The sequence below is a fragment of the Inquilinus sp. YAF38 genome (genome assembly GCF_052113205.1).
Taxonomy (GTDB): domain Bacteria; phylum Pseudomonadota; class Alphaproteobacteria; order DSM-16000; family Inquilinaceae; genus Inquilinus.
In genome coordinates this window covers 1-15,777 of the sequence record NZ_JBFRCU010000017.1, presented here as the reverse complement: position 1 = coordinate 15,777, position 15,777 = coordinate 1, and the positions used below count along the sequence as shown (strand labels likewise).

17 protein-coding genes are annotated in these 15,777 nt (G+C 70.3%); 7 read left to right on the top strand and 10 right to left on the bottom strand.

All coding sequences use genetic code 11. The features are described 5' to 3' along the window. Nucleotides 1-37 precede the first annotated feature (37 nt). The 3 genes from AB4Z01_RS10235 to AB4Z01_RS10225 form a co-directional block, all read right to left on the bottom strand. Complete coding sequence (locus tag AB4Z01_RS10235) at nucleotides 38-340, bottom strand: hypothetical protein (protein ID WP_441693054.1); 303 nt, start codon at nucleotides 338-340, stop codon at nucleotides 38-40. A gap of 135 nt (nucleotides 341-475) precedes the next feature. After that, on the bottom strand, nucleotides 476-1,255 hold the full coding sequence (locus tag AB4Z01_RS10230) for a phytanoyl-CoA dioxygenase family protein (protein WP_441693051.1): 780 nt from the start codon (nucleotides 1,253-1,255) through the stop codon (nucleotides 476-478). 2 nt (nucleotides 1,256-1,257) lie between these two features. After that, nucleotides 1,258-2,016: an NTP transferase domain-containing protein gene (locus tag AB4Z01_RS10225; protein WP_441693049.1), complete on the bottom strand. Its 759-nt coding sequence runs from the start codon at nucleotides 2,014-2,016 to the stop codon at nucleotides 1,258-1,260. A gap of 112 nt (nucleotides 2,017-2,128) precedes the next feature. On the opposite strand from AB4Z01_RS10225, the gene aepX reads away from it, so the two are divergent. From aepX to AB4Z01_RS10200, 5 genes are all read left to right on the top strand, one after another. Then, the gene (gene aepX / locus AB4Z01_RS10220; RefSeq protein ID WP_441693047.1) at nucleotides 2,129-3,823 is read left to right on the top strand and encodes a phosphoenolpyruvate mutase; all 1,695 of its coding nucleotides are present in this window, start codon (nucleotides 2,129-2,131) and stop codon (nucleotides 3,821-3,823) included. Nucleotides 3,824-3,901: 78 nt separating this feature from the next. After that, on the top strand, nucleotides 3,902-5,074 hold the full coding sequence (gene aepY / locus AB4Z01_RS10215; RefSeq protein ID WP_441693045.1) for a phosphonopyruvate decarboxylase: 1,173 nt from the start codon (nucleotides 3,902-3,904) through the stop codon (nucleotides 5,072-5,074). After that, a complete protein-coding gene (locus AB4Z01_RS10210) occupies nucleotides 5,071-6,069 on the top strand; it encodes a flippase-like domain-containing protein (protein WP_441693043.1) in 999 nt (332 codons plus the stop codon). Before aepY ends, AB4Z01_RS10210 begins: the two co-directional genes overlap by 4 nt. Further along, nucleotides 6,066-7,172 carry a 2-aminoethylphosphonate--pyruvate transaminase gene (locus tag AB4Z01_RS10205; RefSeq protein ID WP_441693040.1) on the top strand — a complete coding sequence of 369 codons (1,107 nt, stop codon included), beginning with the start codon at nucleotides 6,066-6,068 and terminating at the stop codon, nucleotides 7,170-7,172. The genes AB4Z01_RS10210 and AB4Z01_RS10205 overlap by 4 nt, the downstream gene beginning before the upstream one ends. Beyond that, nucleotides 7,169-7,594: a DUF2141 domain-containing protein gene (locus AB4Z01_RS10200; protein ID WP_441693037.1), complete on the top strand. Its 426-nt coding sequence runs from the start codon at nucleotides 7,169-7,171 to the stop codon at nucleotides 7,592-7,594. Before AB4Z01_RS10205 ends, AB4Z01_RS10200 begins: the two co-directional genes overlap by 4 nt. Here the strand turns inward: AB4Z01_RS10200 and AB4Z01_RS10195 are convergent. Beyond that, nucleotides 7,585-8,190, bottom strand: a complete 606-nt coding sequence (locus AB4Z01_RS10195) for a CDP-alcohol phosphatidyltransferase family protein (RefSeq protein WP_441693035.1) — start codon at nucleotides 8,188-8,190, stop codon at nucleotides 7,585-7,587. The genes AB4Z01_RS10200 and AB4Z01_RS10195 overlap by 10 nt on opposite strands. A gap of 212 nt (nucleotides 8,191-8,402) precedes the next feature. Here AB4Z01_RS10195 and AB4Z01_RS10190 point away from each other — a divergent pair, with 212 nt between their 5' ends. Both AB4Z01_RS10190 and AB4Z01_RS10185 read left to right on the top strand, forming a co-directional pair. Then, a complete protein-coding gene (locus tag AB4Z01_RS10190; RefSeq protein WP_441693032.1) occupies nucleotides 8,403-8,999 on the top strand; it encodes a YcbK family protein in 597 nt (198 codons plus the stop codon). Nucleotides 9,000-9,147: 148 nt separating this feature from the next. Beyond that, nucleotides 9,148-9,915 carry a tetratricopeptide repeat protein gene (locus AB4Z01_RS10185; protein WP_441693030.1) on the top strand — a complete coding sequence of 256 codons (768 nt, stop codon included), beginning with the start codon at nucleotides 9,148-9,150 and terminating at the stop codon, nucleotides 9,913-9,915. 28 nt (nucleotides 9,916-9,943) lie between these two features. On the opposite strand, the gene AB4Z01_RS10180 is transcribed toward AB4Z01_RS10185, so the two are convergent. The 6 genes from AB4Z01_RS10180 to AB4Z01_RS10155 all read right to left on the bottom strand — a co-directional run. Next, nucleotides 9,944-10,624 (bottom strand): CpaD family pilus assembly lipoprotein, encoded by a 681-nt coding sequence (locus AB4Z01_RS10180; RefSeq protein ID WP_441693028.1) that lies wholly within the window; start codon nucleotides 10,622-10,624, stop codon nucleotides 9,944-9,946. Between the two features lie 8 nt (nucleotides 10,625-10,632). Further along, a complete protein-coding gene (locus AB4Z01_RS10175; protein ID WP_441693026.1) occupies nucleotides 10,633-12,231 on the bottom strand; it encodes a pilus assembly protein N-terminal domain-containing protein in 1,599 nt (532 codons plus the stop codon). An 8-nt stretch (nucleotides 12,232-12,239) separates the two neighbouring features. Continuing rightward, on the bottom strand, nucleotides 12,240-14,354 hold the full coding sequence (gene sctV / locus AB4Z01_RS10170) for a type III secretion system export apparatus subunit SctV (protein ID WP_441693023.1): 2,115 nt from the start codon (nucleotides 14,352-14,354) through the stop codon (nucleotides 12,240-12,242). Continuing rightward, nucleotides 14,351-14,689, bottom strand: a complete 339-nt coding sequence (locus AB4Z01_RS10165; RefSeq protein WP_441693021.1) for a hypothetical protein — start codon at nucleotides 14,687-14,689, stop codon at nucleotides 14,351-14,353. Before AB4Z01_RS10165 ends, sctV begins: the two co-directional genes overlap by 4 nt. A gap of 5 nt (nucleotides 14,690-14,694) precedes the next feature. After that, entirely contained in the window at nucleotides 14,695-15,066 is a 372-nt protein-coding gene (locus tag AB4Z01_RS10160) for a hypothetical protein (protein ID WP_441693019.1), read from the bottom strand. 25 nt (nucleotides 15,067-15,091) lie between these two features. Next, on the bottom strand, nucleotides 15,092-15,777 hold a 686-nt coding region (locus AB4Z01_RS10155; RefSeq protein WP_441693017.1), incomplete at its 5' end, for a SctD/MshK family protein.

Sequence of the window (15,777 nt, the reverse complement as noted above, 5' to 3'; positions counted from 1 at the left end):
GAAACAGACTGTCCCATGCACGGCACTTCTCGCCCGCTCATTCCGGCCGGAACCGCCATTTCCGCTCCACCGCCGCGGCCAGGTCGATCCCGTTCGCCCGTGCGAACAGCAGGACATGGCCAAGCATGTCCGCGGTCTCGTCGGCCAGGGCCTGCCGTAGCTCCGCCTCCGACCAGCCATGCGTCCGGCCGCGGCCGGTCAGCTTGTTCGAGACCTGGGTCAGCTCGCCCAGCTCCTCCTGCAGCTTGAGCAAGAACCAGTCGGGATCGCGCCGCAGCCCGTTGGCCTCGGAGTAGCGGTGGGACGCGTCCTCGAACTGATCCTTCAGGCGGTCGAGCATGGGGCCCCCTCATTGTCATGCCCGGTCCTGACCGGGGTATCCAGAGATGTCGATGCCACTCCGGGTGGCCCCTGGATCGCCGGGTCAAGCCCGGCGATGACAGGAAGGGGGAGCGGCAACCGGCTGCGGGCGGCCTCACACCCGGAACTTGTACTCCTTGCCTGCCTCGCGCTCGATGTCGGGCGGGAAGTTGGCGCGCTTCTCGGCGAAGTAGCGCTCGCGGTGGTCGCCATCGGCCAGGCGGTTGTAGGTCAGGTAGAGGATCCGCCGGGCCTTGTCGGTCAGGTTCGGCTTCGACGCATGCGGGGCATAGCTGTCGAAGAACAGCACGTCTCCCGGCTCGGTCGGCACCGGCATCAGCTTGAAGCTGGCCATCTGCTCGTCGGTCAGCGGCTTCCACTCCTCGCCGATCAGCCCGGCCAGGCGCGGCATGTCGGCCATTTCGAGGCAGCCATTCTCGACCGTGGCGCGGTCGACCGAGACCATCACGGTCAGGAAGATGGGCGCGTAGCGTGACCAGCCGGCCTGCTGGTCCTGGTGCGGCTCGAAGCCGGCGCCGCCCGCCATCTTGAAGTTGATCTTCTCCTTGTACAGGCAGGAGGGGCCTTCGAGCAGCTGCTCCACCGCCTGGAACAGCCGGCCGCTCCGGACCAAGCCGTCAAACTGCGGATGATAGGGGCAGAAATTCTCGATCCGCTGGACCACCCGCTTGGACGGGTCGAGCAGGCTGGGCTCGTAATAGACCATGTGCTTGCCCGGCTCCTCGGGCATGGCGCTGAGCTCCTCGGTCCAGCGCGTGATCGCCGCGGTCTCGGCGGCGTCGAAGAAGCCGCGGGCGGCAACCCAGCCGGTGCGCGCGTAGGCGGTCAGGTCCTCCGCCGAAAGCGGGCCGGCCGGAATCACGGTATCGGGCATTCTCAACGCTCCAGCTGCGGCAGGATCTCCCGCTGCGCGCGGGCCACATCCACGTCGAAATCGATCTCGGTCCAGGGCAGGTCGCTGATGTCCGCCACGCCGAACCGGTGCGGCTGCGCAAGGATCAGGTCGCGGATCGCTTCCTCGTACTCAACAGTGGTGATGCCCTCGCGGACATACCAGTCGGTGCGGTCGCCGAGCGCACACGCCATGTCCGGAGAGAAGCGGAAGAAGCCGACCGACTCGCCGTGCCAGTCATGCGCGTGCTCGGGCTGCTTGCGGAAATCGACGATGGTATCGCCGCGGAAGCAGATCTTCACCGGCTCGTCGCCCGGCTCGATCTCGCGGTCGACCAGCAGCACATTCTCCGGTGCCGCATCCAGCAGGCGGCCGATCATCGGGTCGGGATACAGCACGTCGCCGTCCATCAGCAGCACTGGGACGCCGGCCGCGAGTTGGTCCCGCTGGACCCAGAGCGAGACCAGGCTGCCCTCGCGGTAGCGCGGATTCTCGATGAAGCCGATGCGGTCGCCGAGGCCGAGCCGGTCGACCTCGCGCCGGATCGAGTCGCCCTCATGGCCGATGGTGATCCAGATGTCCTCGACGCCGTTCGCATGAAGCGCGGCAATATGCCGTTCCAGCAGCGACTTTTCGCCGAACCGGAGCAGGATCTTCGGGCCGCCGGCGGCCGTTCCCAGGCGCCGGCCGACGCCGGCCGCGAGGATGATCGCGGTGGCCGCCCGCCTATCGGAGAATGACAAGACCGTGATGCTCCGGTTGCATTTTTCTGAAGTCGAACGAAGATACAGGCCGAATTGCCGGCCCGGCAAGCAGTCGGGCGGCCGAGATTCCGCAACCCGGATATCCGGTTTCATGAGTGAAGAAGCGATGAAGGCCTTGGAAGACACCGCCGCGGCGGGCCAGTCCGGCAGCGGTTCGTCGGCCAAGGCCGACCGCCCGAAGACCGTGTTCGCGGCGCTGCGCGAGGAGATATTCTCTCCCACCCTCTCCTTCCTGATGGAAGCGCATAACGGCCTGTCTGCCAAGATCGTCGAGGAAGCCGGCTTTCGCGGCATCTGGGCGTCGGGCCTGACCAACTCCGCCAGCCTGGGCCTGCGCGACAGCAACGAGGCGTCCTGGACCCAGGTGCTGGACGTGCTGGAATACATGGCCGACGCGACCACGCTGCCGATCCTGGTCGACGGCGACACCGGCTACGGCAACTTCAACAATGTCCGCCGCCTGGTGCGCAAGCTGGGTGAGCGGCGGATCGCCGGGGTCTGCATCGAGGACAAGCTGTTCCCGAAGACCAATTCCTTCATCGGCGAGGCCCAGCCGCTGGCCGATATCGAGGAATTCTGCGGCCGCATCAAGGCCGGCAAGGACAGCCAGATCGACGACGATTTCGTGCTGGTGGCCCGGATCGAGGCGCTGATCTCCGGTCGCGGCATGGAGGAAGCGCTACGCCGGGCCGAGGCCTATCACGCCGCCGGCGCCGACGCGGTGCTGATCCATTCCAAGAAGTCGACCGCGAACGAGATCTTCGAGTTCACCGAGCGCTGGGCCAACCGGTCGCCGGTGGTGATCGTGCCGACCATGTACTACGCCACCTCGACCGACCTGTTCCGCCAGGCCGGCATCTCGACGGTGATCTGGGCCAACCATCTGCTGCGCTCCTCGATCACCGCGATGCGCGAGACCGCCAAGCAGATCTTCGAGGACCAGTCGCTGCGCGAGGTCGAGGGCCGCGTCGCCAGCGTCCGCGACATCTTCGCCCTGGTCGGCAATGCCGAGCTGGAGGCGGCGGAGCGGCGCTACCTGCCGGGCAAGGCGGCGCCGAAGGCCGTGGTGCTGGCGGCGTCGCGCGGGGATTTGGGCGACGAGCTGACCCGCGACCAGCCGAAATGCATGATCGACGTGCGCGGTCAGTCGCTGCTGCAGCGCCTGGTCTCAACCCTGGGCGGCAGCGGCCTGAAGGACGTCACCGTGGTCCGCGGCTATCGCAAGGAAGCGGTGGTGGTGCCGGGCATCAAGACGGTCGACAACGACCGCTACGATGAGACCGGCGAGGTCTACTCCTTGGCCCAGGCGCGCAAGGCGCTGGAGGGCGAGACGGTGGTGGCTTACGGCGACGTGCTGTTCCGCCGCTATATCCTGGACGGGCTGATGTCGAGCGAGGGCGATATCGTCCTGGCGGTCGACGCCATGAGCCTGTCGGTCAAGCAGGCGAAGAAGACGCTGCGCGATCTGGTCGCCGCCGACCGGCCCTATTCCGGCAGCTACCTGGACGACACGCCGGTGCATCTGAAGGCGATGTCCGAGTCGATCCCGACCGGCGAGGTCAGCGGCGAATGGATCGGCCTGGCCCGGTTCAGCCCCCAGGGCTCGGTATGGCTGCGCGAGGAGATCGACCGGATCGAGGCCGAAGGGCTGCTGGAGACGGCCGACCTGCCGCTGCTGCTGACCCGCCTGGCGGCGCGCCATCCGGTGGTGGTGCAGTACTTCACCGCCCATTGGCTGGATGTCGACACGCTGAGCGATCTGGCCGACGCGCGCAATTTTACGTAACGGAGAAGCGGCGCGCGACCCTGCCATGCGTCCGTGCGCCGCTTCCCTCCAGGCCGATCGCGCTCTAGAAGAACCGGCATGATCACCGCAGACGAGTTCATCGCAGCGGCGAAGGCGCGCGGCCACGACTTCTACACCGGGGTCCCGTGCAGCTTCCTGACCCCGCTGATCAACGGCGTGCTGTCGAGCAAGGCCCTGACCTATGTCGGCGCCGCCAGCGAGGGCGAGGCGGTGGCGATCGCCGCCGGGGCCTGGTTGGCCGGGCGCAAGACGGTCGTCATGTGCCAGAACTCCGGCCTGGGCAACGCGGTCAACCCGCTGACCTCGCTGAACGCGCCGTTCCGCATCCCGACGCTGTTCGTCACCACCTGGCGCGGCCAGCCCGGCCAGCCGGATGAGCCGCAGCACGAGGTGATGGGCCGCATCACCCAGGACCTGCTGGCGCTGATCGAGGTGCCGCAGGCTCCGTTCCCGGCCGCGGCCGAGGCGCTGGGCCCGTCGCTGGACCAGGCCGCCGCCCGGATGGACGAGACCGGGCTGCCCTATGCCTTCGTTATGAAGAAGGGCGATGTTCGCGACGAGGACCTGCAGGCGGCGCCGCCCTCCCTGCCCCGCCCCGGCCGCCGCGCCGACTGGCCGGAAGCCGGGCCGCGCCCGACCCGGGCCGCGGTGCTGGAGCGCTTCCTGGCCCTGACCGACGACCGTACCGCCGTGGTCGCCACCACCGGCAAGGCCGGGCGCGAGCTGTTCACCCTGGCCGACCGGCCCCAGCACATCTATCAGGTCGGGTCGATGGGCGGCGCCTCCGGCATGGCCCTGGGCGTAGCGCTGAACACCCCGGCGCTGGTCGTGGTGCTGGACGGCGACGGCGCCGCGCTGATGAAGCTGGGCACCTTCGCCACCATCGGCGCCCAGGCGCCCGGCAACCTGATCCACATCCTGCTCGACAACGGTGTGCATGATTCGACCGGCGGCCAGGCGACGGTCTCCGCCTCCGTCGACTTCGCCGCAGTGGCGCTGGCCTGCGGCTATCAGTTCGCCGCCTCCTGCGCCAGCCTGGACGGCTTCGAGGCCGCGTTCCGCGCCGCGTCCGAGGCGCCGCGGCCCGCCCTGATCCATGTCCGCATCGCGCCCGGGTCGATGGACAAGCTGGGGCGGCCGACCGTCGCCCCGGCCGATGTCGCCCGCCGGTTCAAAGATTTCCTCGCCGGCCTGCGCCCGGCGGCAACGGGTGCCGGTTCCGCATCATGAAATGGCCCGCCTGCATCGGAATCGCCGTCGGCCTGGCGGTCGCGGTCGTGCTGGTCTGGCTGACCGGCGCGGCCGAGATCTGGGCCGCGCTGGCCGGCGCCGGCTGGGGCATCCTGGCCGTCATCGCCCTGCACTTCCCGCAGTTCCTGTTCTCGTCGCTCGGCTGGCGCGTGCTGGTGCCGGAGCGGCCGGTGCCGCCCCTGAGCTTCTTCATCCGGCTGCGCTGGATCCGCGAGGCGATCAACTCGCTGCTGCCGGTGGCGCAGATCGGCGGCGAGCTGATCACCGCCCGCCTGCTGGCGATGCGCGGCGTGCCGCTGAACCGGTCCGGCGCCGCCATCGTCGTCGACCTGACGACGCAGATGGCCAGCCAGGTGGTGTTCACCGTCTTCGGCCTGGGCCTGCTGCTGCTCGGCGCCCATGACGGCGCCATGACGCCCTGGATCATCGCCGGCGCCAGCGTCGGCCTGGTGCTGGTGGTGCTGTTCATCGGCGCCCAGCGCTTCGGCATGTTCAAGGTGCTGGAACGCGCCCTGATTCGCCTGGCCGACAGGTTCGGCTGGGACTCGCTGGGCGAGGTCTCCGGCCTGCATGATTCGATCGTGTCGCTGTATGGCGACCACGCCCGCCGGGTCTGGATCTCCGGCGGCCACCACCTGGTCTCCTGGCTGCTCGGCTGCCTGGAGATCTGGGCGACGCTGTGGGCGCTCGGCCTTGAGCCCAGCCTGCGCGACGCGGTGATCATCGAGAGCCTGGCCCAGGCCGTCCGCATTGCCGGGGTGCTGGTGCCCGGCGCGCTGGGCGTGCAGGAGGGCGGCTTCATCGTCATCTGCGGCCTGCTGGGCATCCCGCCGCACAGCGCCGTGGCCATGGCGCTGATCCGCCGGATCCGCGAGATCGCGCTGGGCGTGCCCGGGCTGATGGCCTGGCAGGCCATGGAGGGCCGGCACCTGGCCCGGCGCCGCCGCGCCCGCGCCTCCGAGGCGTCATCATGACCTGGTCCGCGGACGAACCGGCCCTGCTGACCCCCGGGCCGCTGACCACCCGGATCGAGACCCGCCGGGCCATGCTGCGCGACTGGGGCTCGCGCGACCGCGCCTTCATCGCCCTGACGGCGGAACTGCGGCAGCGGCTGCTGGGCATCGCCCGGGGCGCAGCCAGCCACGTCGCGATCCCGCTGCAGGGCAGCGGCACCTTCATCGTCGAGGCCGCGATCGCCACCCTGCTGCCGCCGTCGGGCAAGCTGCTGGTGCTGGCCAACGGGTCCTATGGCGAGCGCATGTTCGCGATCGCCACCCGCCTGGGCCGGTCGGTCGAAGCCCTGCGCTGGCCCGAAGACCGGCCGGTGGAGCCGGAGCAGGTCGACGCGGCGCTGGCCGCCGACTCTTCGATCACCCATGTCGCGCTGGTCCATTGCGAGACCACCTCGGGCATCCTGAACCCGTTCGAGGCGGTGGCCGCCGTTGCCGCCAGGCATGGCCGGGCGCTGATCCTGGATGCGATGAGCAGCTTCGGCGCGCTGCCGATCGATCTTTCGGCCACGCCGGCCGCGGCGGTGCTGGCCTCCAGCAACAAGGGGCTGGAAGGCGTGCCCGGCCTCAGCTTCGCTTTGGTCGAGCGGCAGGCGATCGTGGCGGCGAAGGGCAACAGCCCGTCGATCAGCCTCGACCTGCACGACCAGTGGCGCGGCTTCGAAGGCAACGGCCAGTGGCGCTTCACCCCGCCGGTCCAGGTGGTGGCCGCGCTGGTCGAGGCGCTGCGCCTGCTGGAGGCCGAAGGCGGCCCCGCCGCCCGGCTGCGCCGCTACCAGGACAATTTCGACACGCTGGCCGACGGCATGGCCCGGCTGGGCTTCCACCTGTTCCTCGACCCCGCGGTGCAGGCGCCGATCATCGCCACCTTCCACCCGCTGGACGACCCGCGCTTCGCCTTCGAGCCCTTCTATGAGGCGCTGGCGGCGCGCGGCTTCCTGATCTATCCAGGGAAGCTGACCCGGGCCGACAGCTTCCGCATCGGCTGCATCGGGGCCCTCGACCGCAACGATTTCCAGACTCTGCTCGTTGCCATCGAGGAAGCGTTGTCGGAGATGCGCCGATGAAGATCCCTGCCGCCCTCCTCGCCTTCGCCTGGCTCGCCCTGGGCACCACCATGGCATCGGCTGCGACGGTCGAGATYGTCGTCACCAACATCAAGGAAGCCAAGGGCACGATCCGGATGTCGCTGTGCCCGCAGGCTCAGTTCCTGAAGGACGACTGCCCCTACAGCGGCACCGCGCCCGCCGCCGTGCCCCAGGCGACCGTGGTCATTCAGAACGTCGTCCCCGGCGTCTACGCGGCGCAGGGCTACCAGGACGTCAACAACAACCGCGAGATCGACCGCACCTTGCTGGGCGTGCCGGAGGAAGGCGTCGCCTTCTCGCGCAACCCTTCCTATTTCTTCGCGCCGCCGGATTTCAAGGATGCGTCCTTCACCGTCGGCCCGCGTGAGGCGCTGATCAGCGTCCGGCTGCGCTACTTCTGAACCGCCGGCTTCGGCCGGCGCGCCAGCACCCCGAGCCAGAGCGCGCCAAGCGGTGTAATCACCGCGGCCGCGATCAGCATCGGCCAGGCCAGTCCGAGCCAGACGAAGACCGGCACCAGGGCCAGCGCGTCGTCGGGGTCGACCACCACACCGCGATGGCGCAAGGCGTAGCACGACAACTCGACCACCTTGGTCACGTTGAGCTGCCAGAACAGCACGCCGATGCCGATGCCGGCGGCGGCGGCGAGCAGAACCGGGGCGAAGCCGAGACCGCCGGCCACGGCCAGCCCGATGCCGACACCGACCAAGGCGATCGCGTCGCATAGGCAGTCGACGCACAGGTCGTAGCGGTGGCCCTCCGGGCTCATCTGCCCGGTCTGGCGGGCCAGCTCGCCATCGGCGCGGTCGAACAGCATCGACAGCAGGAACACGACACCACCGAGATCGGCCCAGACCCCGCCGCAGGCGAAGCCCACCGCGGCTGCAATGCCGGCGCCCAGCCGAACGGTTGTAATCTGGTTCGGGGTGATCCCGGTCGGTGCGATCCGCCGGACCGCCGGCCGGACGATGCGATGGATCAGGGTATCGTGGCTCATCCTGGATCTGCCGTCTTCGCGCCTGTCCCGGAGGCGCCCCTCTCAAGGCTTCTAAACCATCAAGCCGAAAGCATGGCAACGGTCTGGCCATGCCGCGGCGTCGAACCGGCGATGCATCTCCGCACGCCGACGCGATTGCAATCCGTCCCCAGTCCTGCGACATGATATAGACGTCGCGCTGGGTTTCGCTGCCTGCCGAGGCTCTTTTTCGTATGAGTGCGTCCATACCCTCCCGGCCCCTGGGCCCGACTCTGACCCGCCGCGCCGCGCTCGGCGTGGTCGGCGGCATTGCCTTGGCCGGGCCTGCTGCTTTTGCCTTGCCGCCCGCGGCGCGGCCCGGCTCGCTGCTGGACGAGGTGCACAACCGGGTCGAGCCCTATCTCGAGCTCGGCCACGCCCACACCGGCGAGAGCTATTCCGGCCGGTTCTATGGCGCCGCCGGCTATGACGTGGCGGAGCTGCAGAAGCTCGACTGGTTCCTGCGCGACTGGCGGCAGCATGTCAGCGTGCAGATGGACCCGCGGCTGTTCTGGGCGCTGGCGGTGATCCGCGCCGTGACCCAGCGGGCCGGCTTCAGCGGCAAGGCGACGGTCAATTCCGGCTATCGCACGCTGAAGACCAACTCGTCGCTCGAGGGCACGGCCCGAAACTCCCTGCACATGGCGGGCCGGGCTATCGACCTGACCTTCGAGAAGGTGCCGCCCAGCCAGCTCGTCGGCTGCGCCCTGGCACTGCAGATCGGCGGCGTCGGCCAATACCCCGGTTTCACCCATATCGATTCCGGCAATCTGCGCACCTGGCAGGGCTGACCTCGCCGCGATCCGAGACAAGAGTCCCAATCGCGGGGTCGACGCGACCGCGCGATCGTTCTATCCATGTTCCAGCCATGCGTGACCGCGCAGGCGCGCCCGCCAGAGGCGCCCCGGACTCGCTGTTTCAAGGGGAGAGCCCGCCGCCATGCCGTTCCCGTTCACCCGAGCCACCGCCGTCTTCGGCCTCGCCCTAATCGTCGCGGGTTGCGGCGAATCGCAGACGACCTCGCTGCTGCGGATGGGCGACAGCATCCGCGCGGCCGGCGACCCGGACACCGCGATCACCTTCTACCAGCGGGCCGCGACCGAGGACCCCGACAATCCGCAGCCGATGATCAAGCTGGGCGATGCGACGCTGCAGGGCGGCGACCCGGTGCGGGCCGCCAGCTACTATCACGCCGCCCTGGCGGTCGAGCCGACCAACGCCGACGCGCTGCGCGGCCTGGGCAAGGTGCAACTGGCCCAGGGCAAGCCGCAGGAAGCGATCGCAGTGCTGGACCAGGCGCTGGCCCGCAAACCGGACGACGCCTCGACCGTGCTGGCCAAAGGCACTGCCCTGGCCCTGCTGGGCCGGCCGCAGGAGGCGCAGGGGCTGTATCAGAAGGCGCTGCTCAAGGCGCCCGCCAATGTCAGCCTGAAGACCAACCTCGCCTTGTCCTACGCCCTGGCCGGCAACACCGGCGAGGCGGTGCGGGTGATGCGCGAGGCCGCGGCGGCGCCCGACGCAACCGCGGTGCAGCAGCGCAACCTGGCGCTGGTCCTGGCGATGGACGGCAAGACCCAGGAGGCGCGCAAGGTCGCCGAGGCGGTCCTGCCGGCGAAGGACGCACGCAATCTCGTCAACGCGGCGCGCCGGATCAGCGGCATGAAGGACCCGGTGCGGCGGGCCCAGGCGATCGGCACTATCGGCTGAGCCGCAGCACCGATGGCGCCTCCCCCAGCTACTGGGCGGCGCCGGAGATGTCGGTGGTGCCGGACCCGGCCGCGGCCGGCGGCAGGACCACGCCCGCCTGGCCATGGTCGGCCCGGGAGTCGGTTCCACTTTCTGTCCTGTCGTCGCCACCAAGCTGCAGATAGCGTTCGGCCGCGCGGACCGAGGGGTTGGCGAAGGCAGGCCCCATCTGGCGGCCCTGGAACAGGTCGCTCTTGCGCTCGACCTGCTGCGCCAGGTTGAGGTCGCTGGCGCAGCCCAGCGGGAGATCCTCCGGCAGCGAGCCATCGGGGGTCATGCAGCGCTTCGGCCACAGCACCGCCTGCCCCGCCGCCGCCACCTGCACGGTGTCGGAGGTGGCGGACGGATCATTGACCAGCGAGACGCTATAGGGTCCGGCGCTGCGCACCACCTCCGCGACCGCCTGCTGCCGCGCCGCCGCCTTCGGGCCGCCGGCGGCAACGGTGACCGACGAGCCCGGCGTCAGCCCGGCGCCGCGGACGAACTCGACCAACCGGGCGCGCTCGGTCGGGCTAAGGCTCGACGTCTGTGGCGCGAACAGCACGGGATGGGCCACCGGCGTCGACAGGCTGGTGTAGCCGTCCTCGGGCCAGTCCGGAATCTTGTGGTCGCAGGCAGCCAGGACACCGGCCAGGGCGATAGCCGCGAGATGCTGGATCGGGAACCTCATGGCACGTCCTATTCGAGCACGAAGCCGGCGCTGCCGCCGGTCATGGAGGGGGATTGGCGCACCCGCCGCACGGTCGGCTCGGTGCGCTGTGCGGGCACCGCCACCGCCTTCGGCGTGTCCGCCGGCTGCATCAGGTACGGGGTGATCAGGATCACCAGCTCGGTCTCGTTGCGCTTGTACCGGCTCGACTGGAACAGCTTGCCGAGGATCGGCACGTCGCCGAGCACCGGGATCTTGTCGGCGGAATTCGACATGTTGCGCTGGAACATGCCGGCCAGCGCGAAGGTCTGGCCCGAGGCCAGCTCGATCGTGGTCTCGGCCCGGCGAATGATCAGCGACGGCACCGAGACGCCGTCACTCTCGACCCTCGCGTCGTCGCTGAGCTCGCTGACCTCCGGCTTCACCCGCATGGCGATGCGGTCGCCCGGCAGCACGGTCGGGACGAAGGACAGCGACACGCCGAACTGCTTGTATTCGATCGTCACCGTGTCGTTGCCCTGCGGCACCGGGATCGGGAATTCGCCGCCGGCCAGGAAGTTCGCGGTCTCGCCGCTGACGGCGGTCAGGGTCGGCTCGGCCAGGATGCTGACCAGACCCTCGCGCTGCAGCGCGTCGATCACCGCATCCACGTTGTTGCCGCCGCTGTGGTAACCGGCGGTGGCGGTGCCGGCTCCACCAACCCCGGCGAAGCCGCCGCTGACCAGGCCGATGTTGAACTTGCCGATGTCGAACATCGCCTGCCAGTTGACGCCGAGATTCTCCACCGCGTTGCGCTGGACCTCGGCGAAGCGGACGCGGATGCCGACCTGCTGCGAGCCGCGCACCGTGTTCAGGTTCATCGCCCCGCCGGAATTGGTGCCGAGCTGCTGGGCCAGGGCGTCGAGCTTCATGGCGCTGCCGAGATCGGCCACCGTGCCGGTGGTCACCGGCCGGTCCTGGATGTAGCCCATCTGGCCGCCGGCGGCCGGGGCCACCCGCATCATCTCGCGCTGCGCCGCCGTCTCGTCCTGGCTGACCCGGACATTCGCCGCTGCCACCACCTGGTCGGCGCTGCTGAGCGCGAACAGGTTGGTGGTGCCGGAGGACACGCCGTAGATATAGGCCGAGCGGGCGGACACCATCTCGACATCGAGCACGTTCGGATTGGCCACCAGCACCGTCTGCACCGGCAGGGCGAAGGTCAGCAGGTTGCCCTGCCCGACCTTCATGTCGATCAGCGAGCGGCTGGGCGTCAACGCCGGCTGGGCCTGCTGCTGCCGCGGCGGCGCCGGCGAGACCTGCATCGTCGGCTGGCCCGGCTGGAGCGAGGGCGGCGGCTGCATCGCCGGCGTCGCCTGCGACGGCGGGTCGGCCGGCGCGCCCGGTGGCAGGGTAACGATCTTCGGCGCCGTGGCCGGCGCGCGCATGGCCGTGACGTCCTCGGTCGGCGTCACGGTCGCGCCGGGCACTGGCGGCAATTGGGCTTGCGGCGGCAGCGGCTGCACCGTCATGCCCGACGGCTCGGCCTGGGCCTGCGCGAGCGGAACGCCGGCGGCAAGGGCTGCAGCCAGGACAGCCGTGGCGGCGAGTGCGCGGCGCAGCCGGGCCAGGGATCGTGACTGGTCCATCTTCCCCCTCACTCCGCCGCGGCCCGGTCGAGCCCGGCCTCGGCATCCTGGCGGACCCGGCGGCCGGTCAGCCGAACCACCGCCACCGGCTGCACCGTGTAGTCCGACGCGATCTCGGCATAGGACAGCACCGACGCCTCGACATGGTTGCGGGCCAGGGCCTGGCGCAGGAAGCGGCGGGTGTCGAGCGCGGTCAGGATCACCGGCGGCCGGCCGCCGGCGACAACCCGGCCGAGATGGCCGCGAACGGTATCAACCAGCTCCTCGGCCTGGCCCTCGGGCAAAGCGAGATAGGCGCCGACCGTGGTCTGCCGGATCGACTGGCGCAGCGCCTCCTCGGCGCTGCGGTCCAGGATCAGTGCGTGGATCACCTTCCGCTCGTCGGCATGGGCATGGCAGATCTGCCGCTTCAGCCCGCCGCGGACATATTCGGCCAGCAGGATCACGTCCTGCTCCTTCGGCCCCCACTCGGTCAGCGTCTCCAGCACCAGCCGATGGTTGCGCAGCGAGATGCCCTCCTCGAGCAGCCGGCGGAACACGTCCGCGACCTGGTTGACCGAGAGGTGGCGCTGCGCCTCGCGCACCAGGTCGCCGCGCGTCGCCTCGATGCCCTTGAGGAAGGCCTGGGTCTCCTGGATGCCGAGGAAGTGCGGGGCATAGCGGCGCAGCGCCCGGGTCAGCGTCTCGGCCACGATCTCCTCCACCGTGGCATGGCCGATGCCGGCCTCGGCCAACGCCGGCTCGTGCTTGGCGTCGATCCAGTGCTGGACCGCACCGCCGGGGCCCTCGCCGGTCTCGGCGGTGAGGCCGAGGAGGTCGAGATGCATCGGGTCGTCGCGCAGCAGAATCCGGCCCCAGCGGGCGGTTCCGGCCTCGACCGGCACCCCGTCGATGTCGATGCGGAAGCCGTCCGCCGGCAGCGCCCCGCCGGGCCCGACCCGGCCAGCCGGGAACGGCACGCCCAGCGCCTGCCCCAGTTCCTCCGCCACGTCCTGCGCCAGCCGCTCGGCCTTGGCGCGGCCCAGCCCGGCCGCCAGATCGGCACCGAAATGCAGCGTCACGGTCTCATCCGCCGCCGCGGCTTCGGAGGCGGTAGCCTCCTCCTGAGCCGCGGTCCCAGCAGCGCGCAGCGTGCGGCGCCGGCGCAGCAGCACGACACCGGCCATGGTCGCGGCGATGGCGAGGAAGATCAGGGTCGGGAAGCCCGGGATGAAGCCGAGCAGCGCGACCACGCCCGCCGCCATCAGCAGCGCCGTGTTGTTGGAGCCGATCTGGCGGGCGATGTCGGCGCCGAGATTGCTGCTCTCCGCCGTGGTGACGCGGGTGACGATGGTGCCGGAGGTGATGGCGACGAACAGCGCCGGGATCTGCGACACCAGCCCGTCACCGATGGTCAGCAGCGAATAGACATGCATCGCCTGCCCCAGCGACATGCCGTGCTGCAGCATGCCGACGGCAAGGCCGCCGATCAGGTTGACCGCAACGATTAGGAGGCCGGCGATGGCGTCGCCCTTCACGAACTTCATGGCGCCGTCCATGGCACCGAACAGCTGGCTTTCCTTCTCCAGCGTCTGCCGCCGGCGGGTCGCCTCGGCCAAGTCGATGTCGCCCGAGCGCAGCTCGCCGTCGATGCTCATCTGCTTGCCGGGCAGGGCGTCCAGGGTGAAGCGGGCCGCGACCTCGGCCACGCGCTCGGCGCCCTTCACCACCACCACGAACTGGACGACGGTGATGATCAGGAAGATCACCAGGCCGATCGCCAGGCTGCCGCCGATGACGAACTCGCCGAAGGTCTGGATGATCGCCCCGGCGTCGGCATCCATCAGGATCAGGCGGGTGACCCCGATCGACAGCGCCAGCCGGAACACCGTGGCGATCAGGATCACCGAAGGCAGCACCGACAGCTCGAGCGGGCTGCGCAGATAGACCGCCACCATCAGCAGCAGGACCGCGAAGGTGATGTTGCAGGCGATCAGCGCGTCGACCAGCAGCGTCGGCAGCGGCAGGATCATCAGCAGGATGGTCGCGACCAGCAGGGCCACGATCATCAGATCCTGCCGCCCCGCGGCGGCAGTCAGGGCCGATTGCCAGCGGTTCGCCCGCGGAGTCGTCACGCCCGTCATGCCGCCACCTGCTGCCGGTCGGGAGCATCGAGATAGTCGCGGAAGGCACGCCGTGCCGCCTCGATCTCGCCGAGCTGGTGCAGCGCCCGGCTGCGCAGCAGGTGACGCGCCGCGGCCGGCGGCTCCTCCCGGTCGAGCCGGTCGAGGACTTCGATCGCCTGGGCCGGGCGGCCGACCGCCAGCAGGGCGACTGCCAGCGCGCGCAGCGCCGCCGGATCGGCCTCGTCGTCGCGTGAGGCCAGCAGCATCGCCAGCGCCAGCGCCCGCCGGTTCTGGCCGTGCCGCAGATAGTCGAAGACGAGGCGGTGCAGCGTGTCGCGCTGGGCTTGCGTCATCCGCATCACCCGCCGATCAGGTCGTTCAGCCGGGCGCGCAGCATGTCGTGCTTGCGCAGCTCCTGCAGCAGCACGGCGCTGCCCCAGCGGGCCAGACGGTCCTCCGCCGCTTCCGCCTGCAACAGGTCCAGGATGTCGGCCAGGGTCTCGGCCTGGCCGCCGGGGGTGGCATGGATCGCTCCGGCCGTGGCCGGGCGGATATAGTCCAGCAGCTCCTCGCGCAGCCGCGAGGTCCGGTCGCGCCGGCCGCGCGCGAGCCCGGCCCGGCGCGGCACCGGCGCCCCGGCGGGGTTGACCGGGCGCCCGACGATGCCGTCGGGCTGCTGGCCGGCCCGGACGCCGTCGAGCGGCTCGGTGCGGGACTGGATCGTCGTCATCTCGCTTCCCCCTTCCCCGGCGACCCTAAGGCTTGGCGGGGTCGGTCAGGGCCATCACGAAGGTCTGCCCAGCCCGGCTGCGCAGGGTGACGGCGTCGGCCCGGATCTTGTCGACCGACCAGCCGCCGCCGAGATCCGCTCCCTCGAAATATTTCGAGCCGGTGTGGGTGATCAGATAGGGGTTGTCGCCGGTCCAGACCGCCTGGATCACGATCTCCGGCGCGCCGCTGCCCGCCCCGGTCGCCACTTCCGACGACAACAGGGCCGAGGCGGCGAAGGTGCGGTCGAACCAGGCCTGGATCTCGCGCCACTGCGCCATGTCGGCGGCCGACAGCCGGCCCGCGGCGACGATGCGGCTGCCCTTCGCCGAGAGGGTCACGCCTTCGAGACGGGCTGCGTCGATGCGGTCCTGCAGCGCCTCCTGCGGCGTCTGCTGCCGCGGCACGACCGGCGCCAGCGCCGCGGTCTGCACCACTGGCTTGACGGCCTCGATCGTCCCGGCCTGGCCGGCCGCCGGCGCGTCGGAGCCCGACCCGCCGGACGACAGTGCGATCCCGGACAGGCCGCCGAGGATCACCAGCAGCGCGATGGTCACGGTGACGGCGCGGAGGCGCGTGCCGCCGACGGTCGCCTCGACTGGGCTGCGCAGCACGATGCGCGAGGATCCCAGCGTCAGCTCGGTCGGCAGCGGCAAGGTCAGAACGTCAGAAC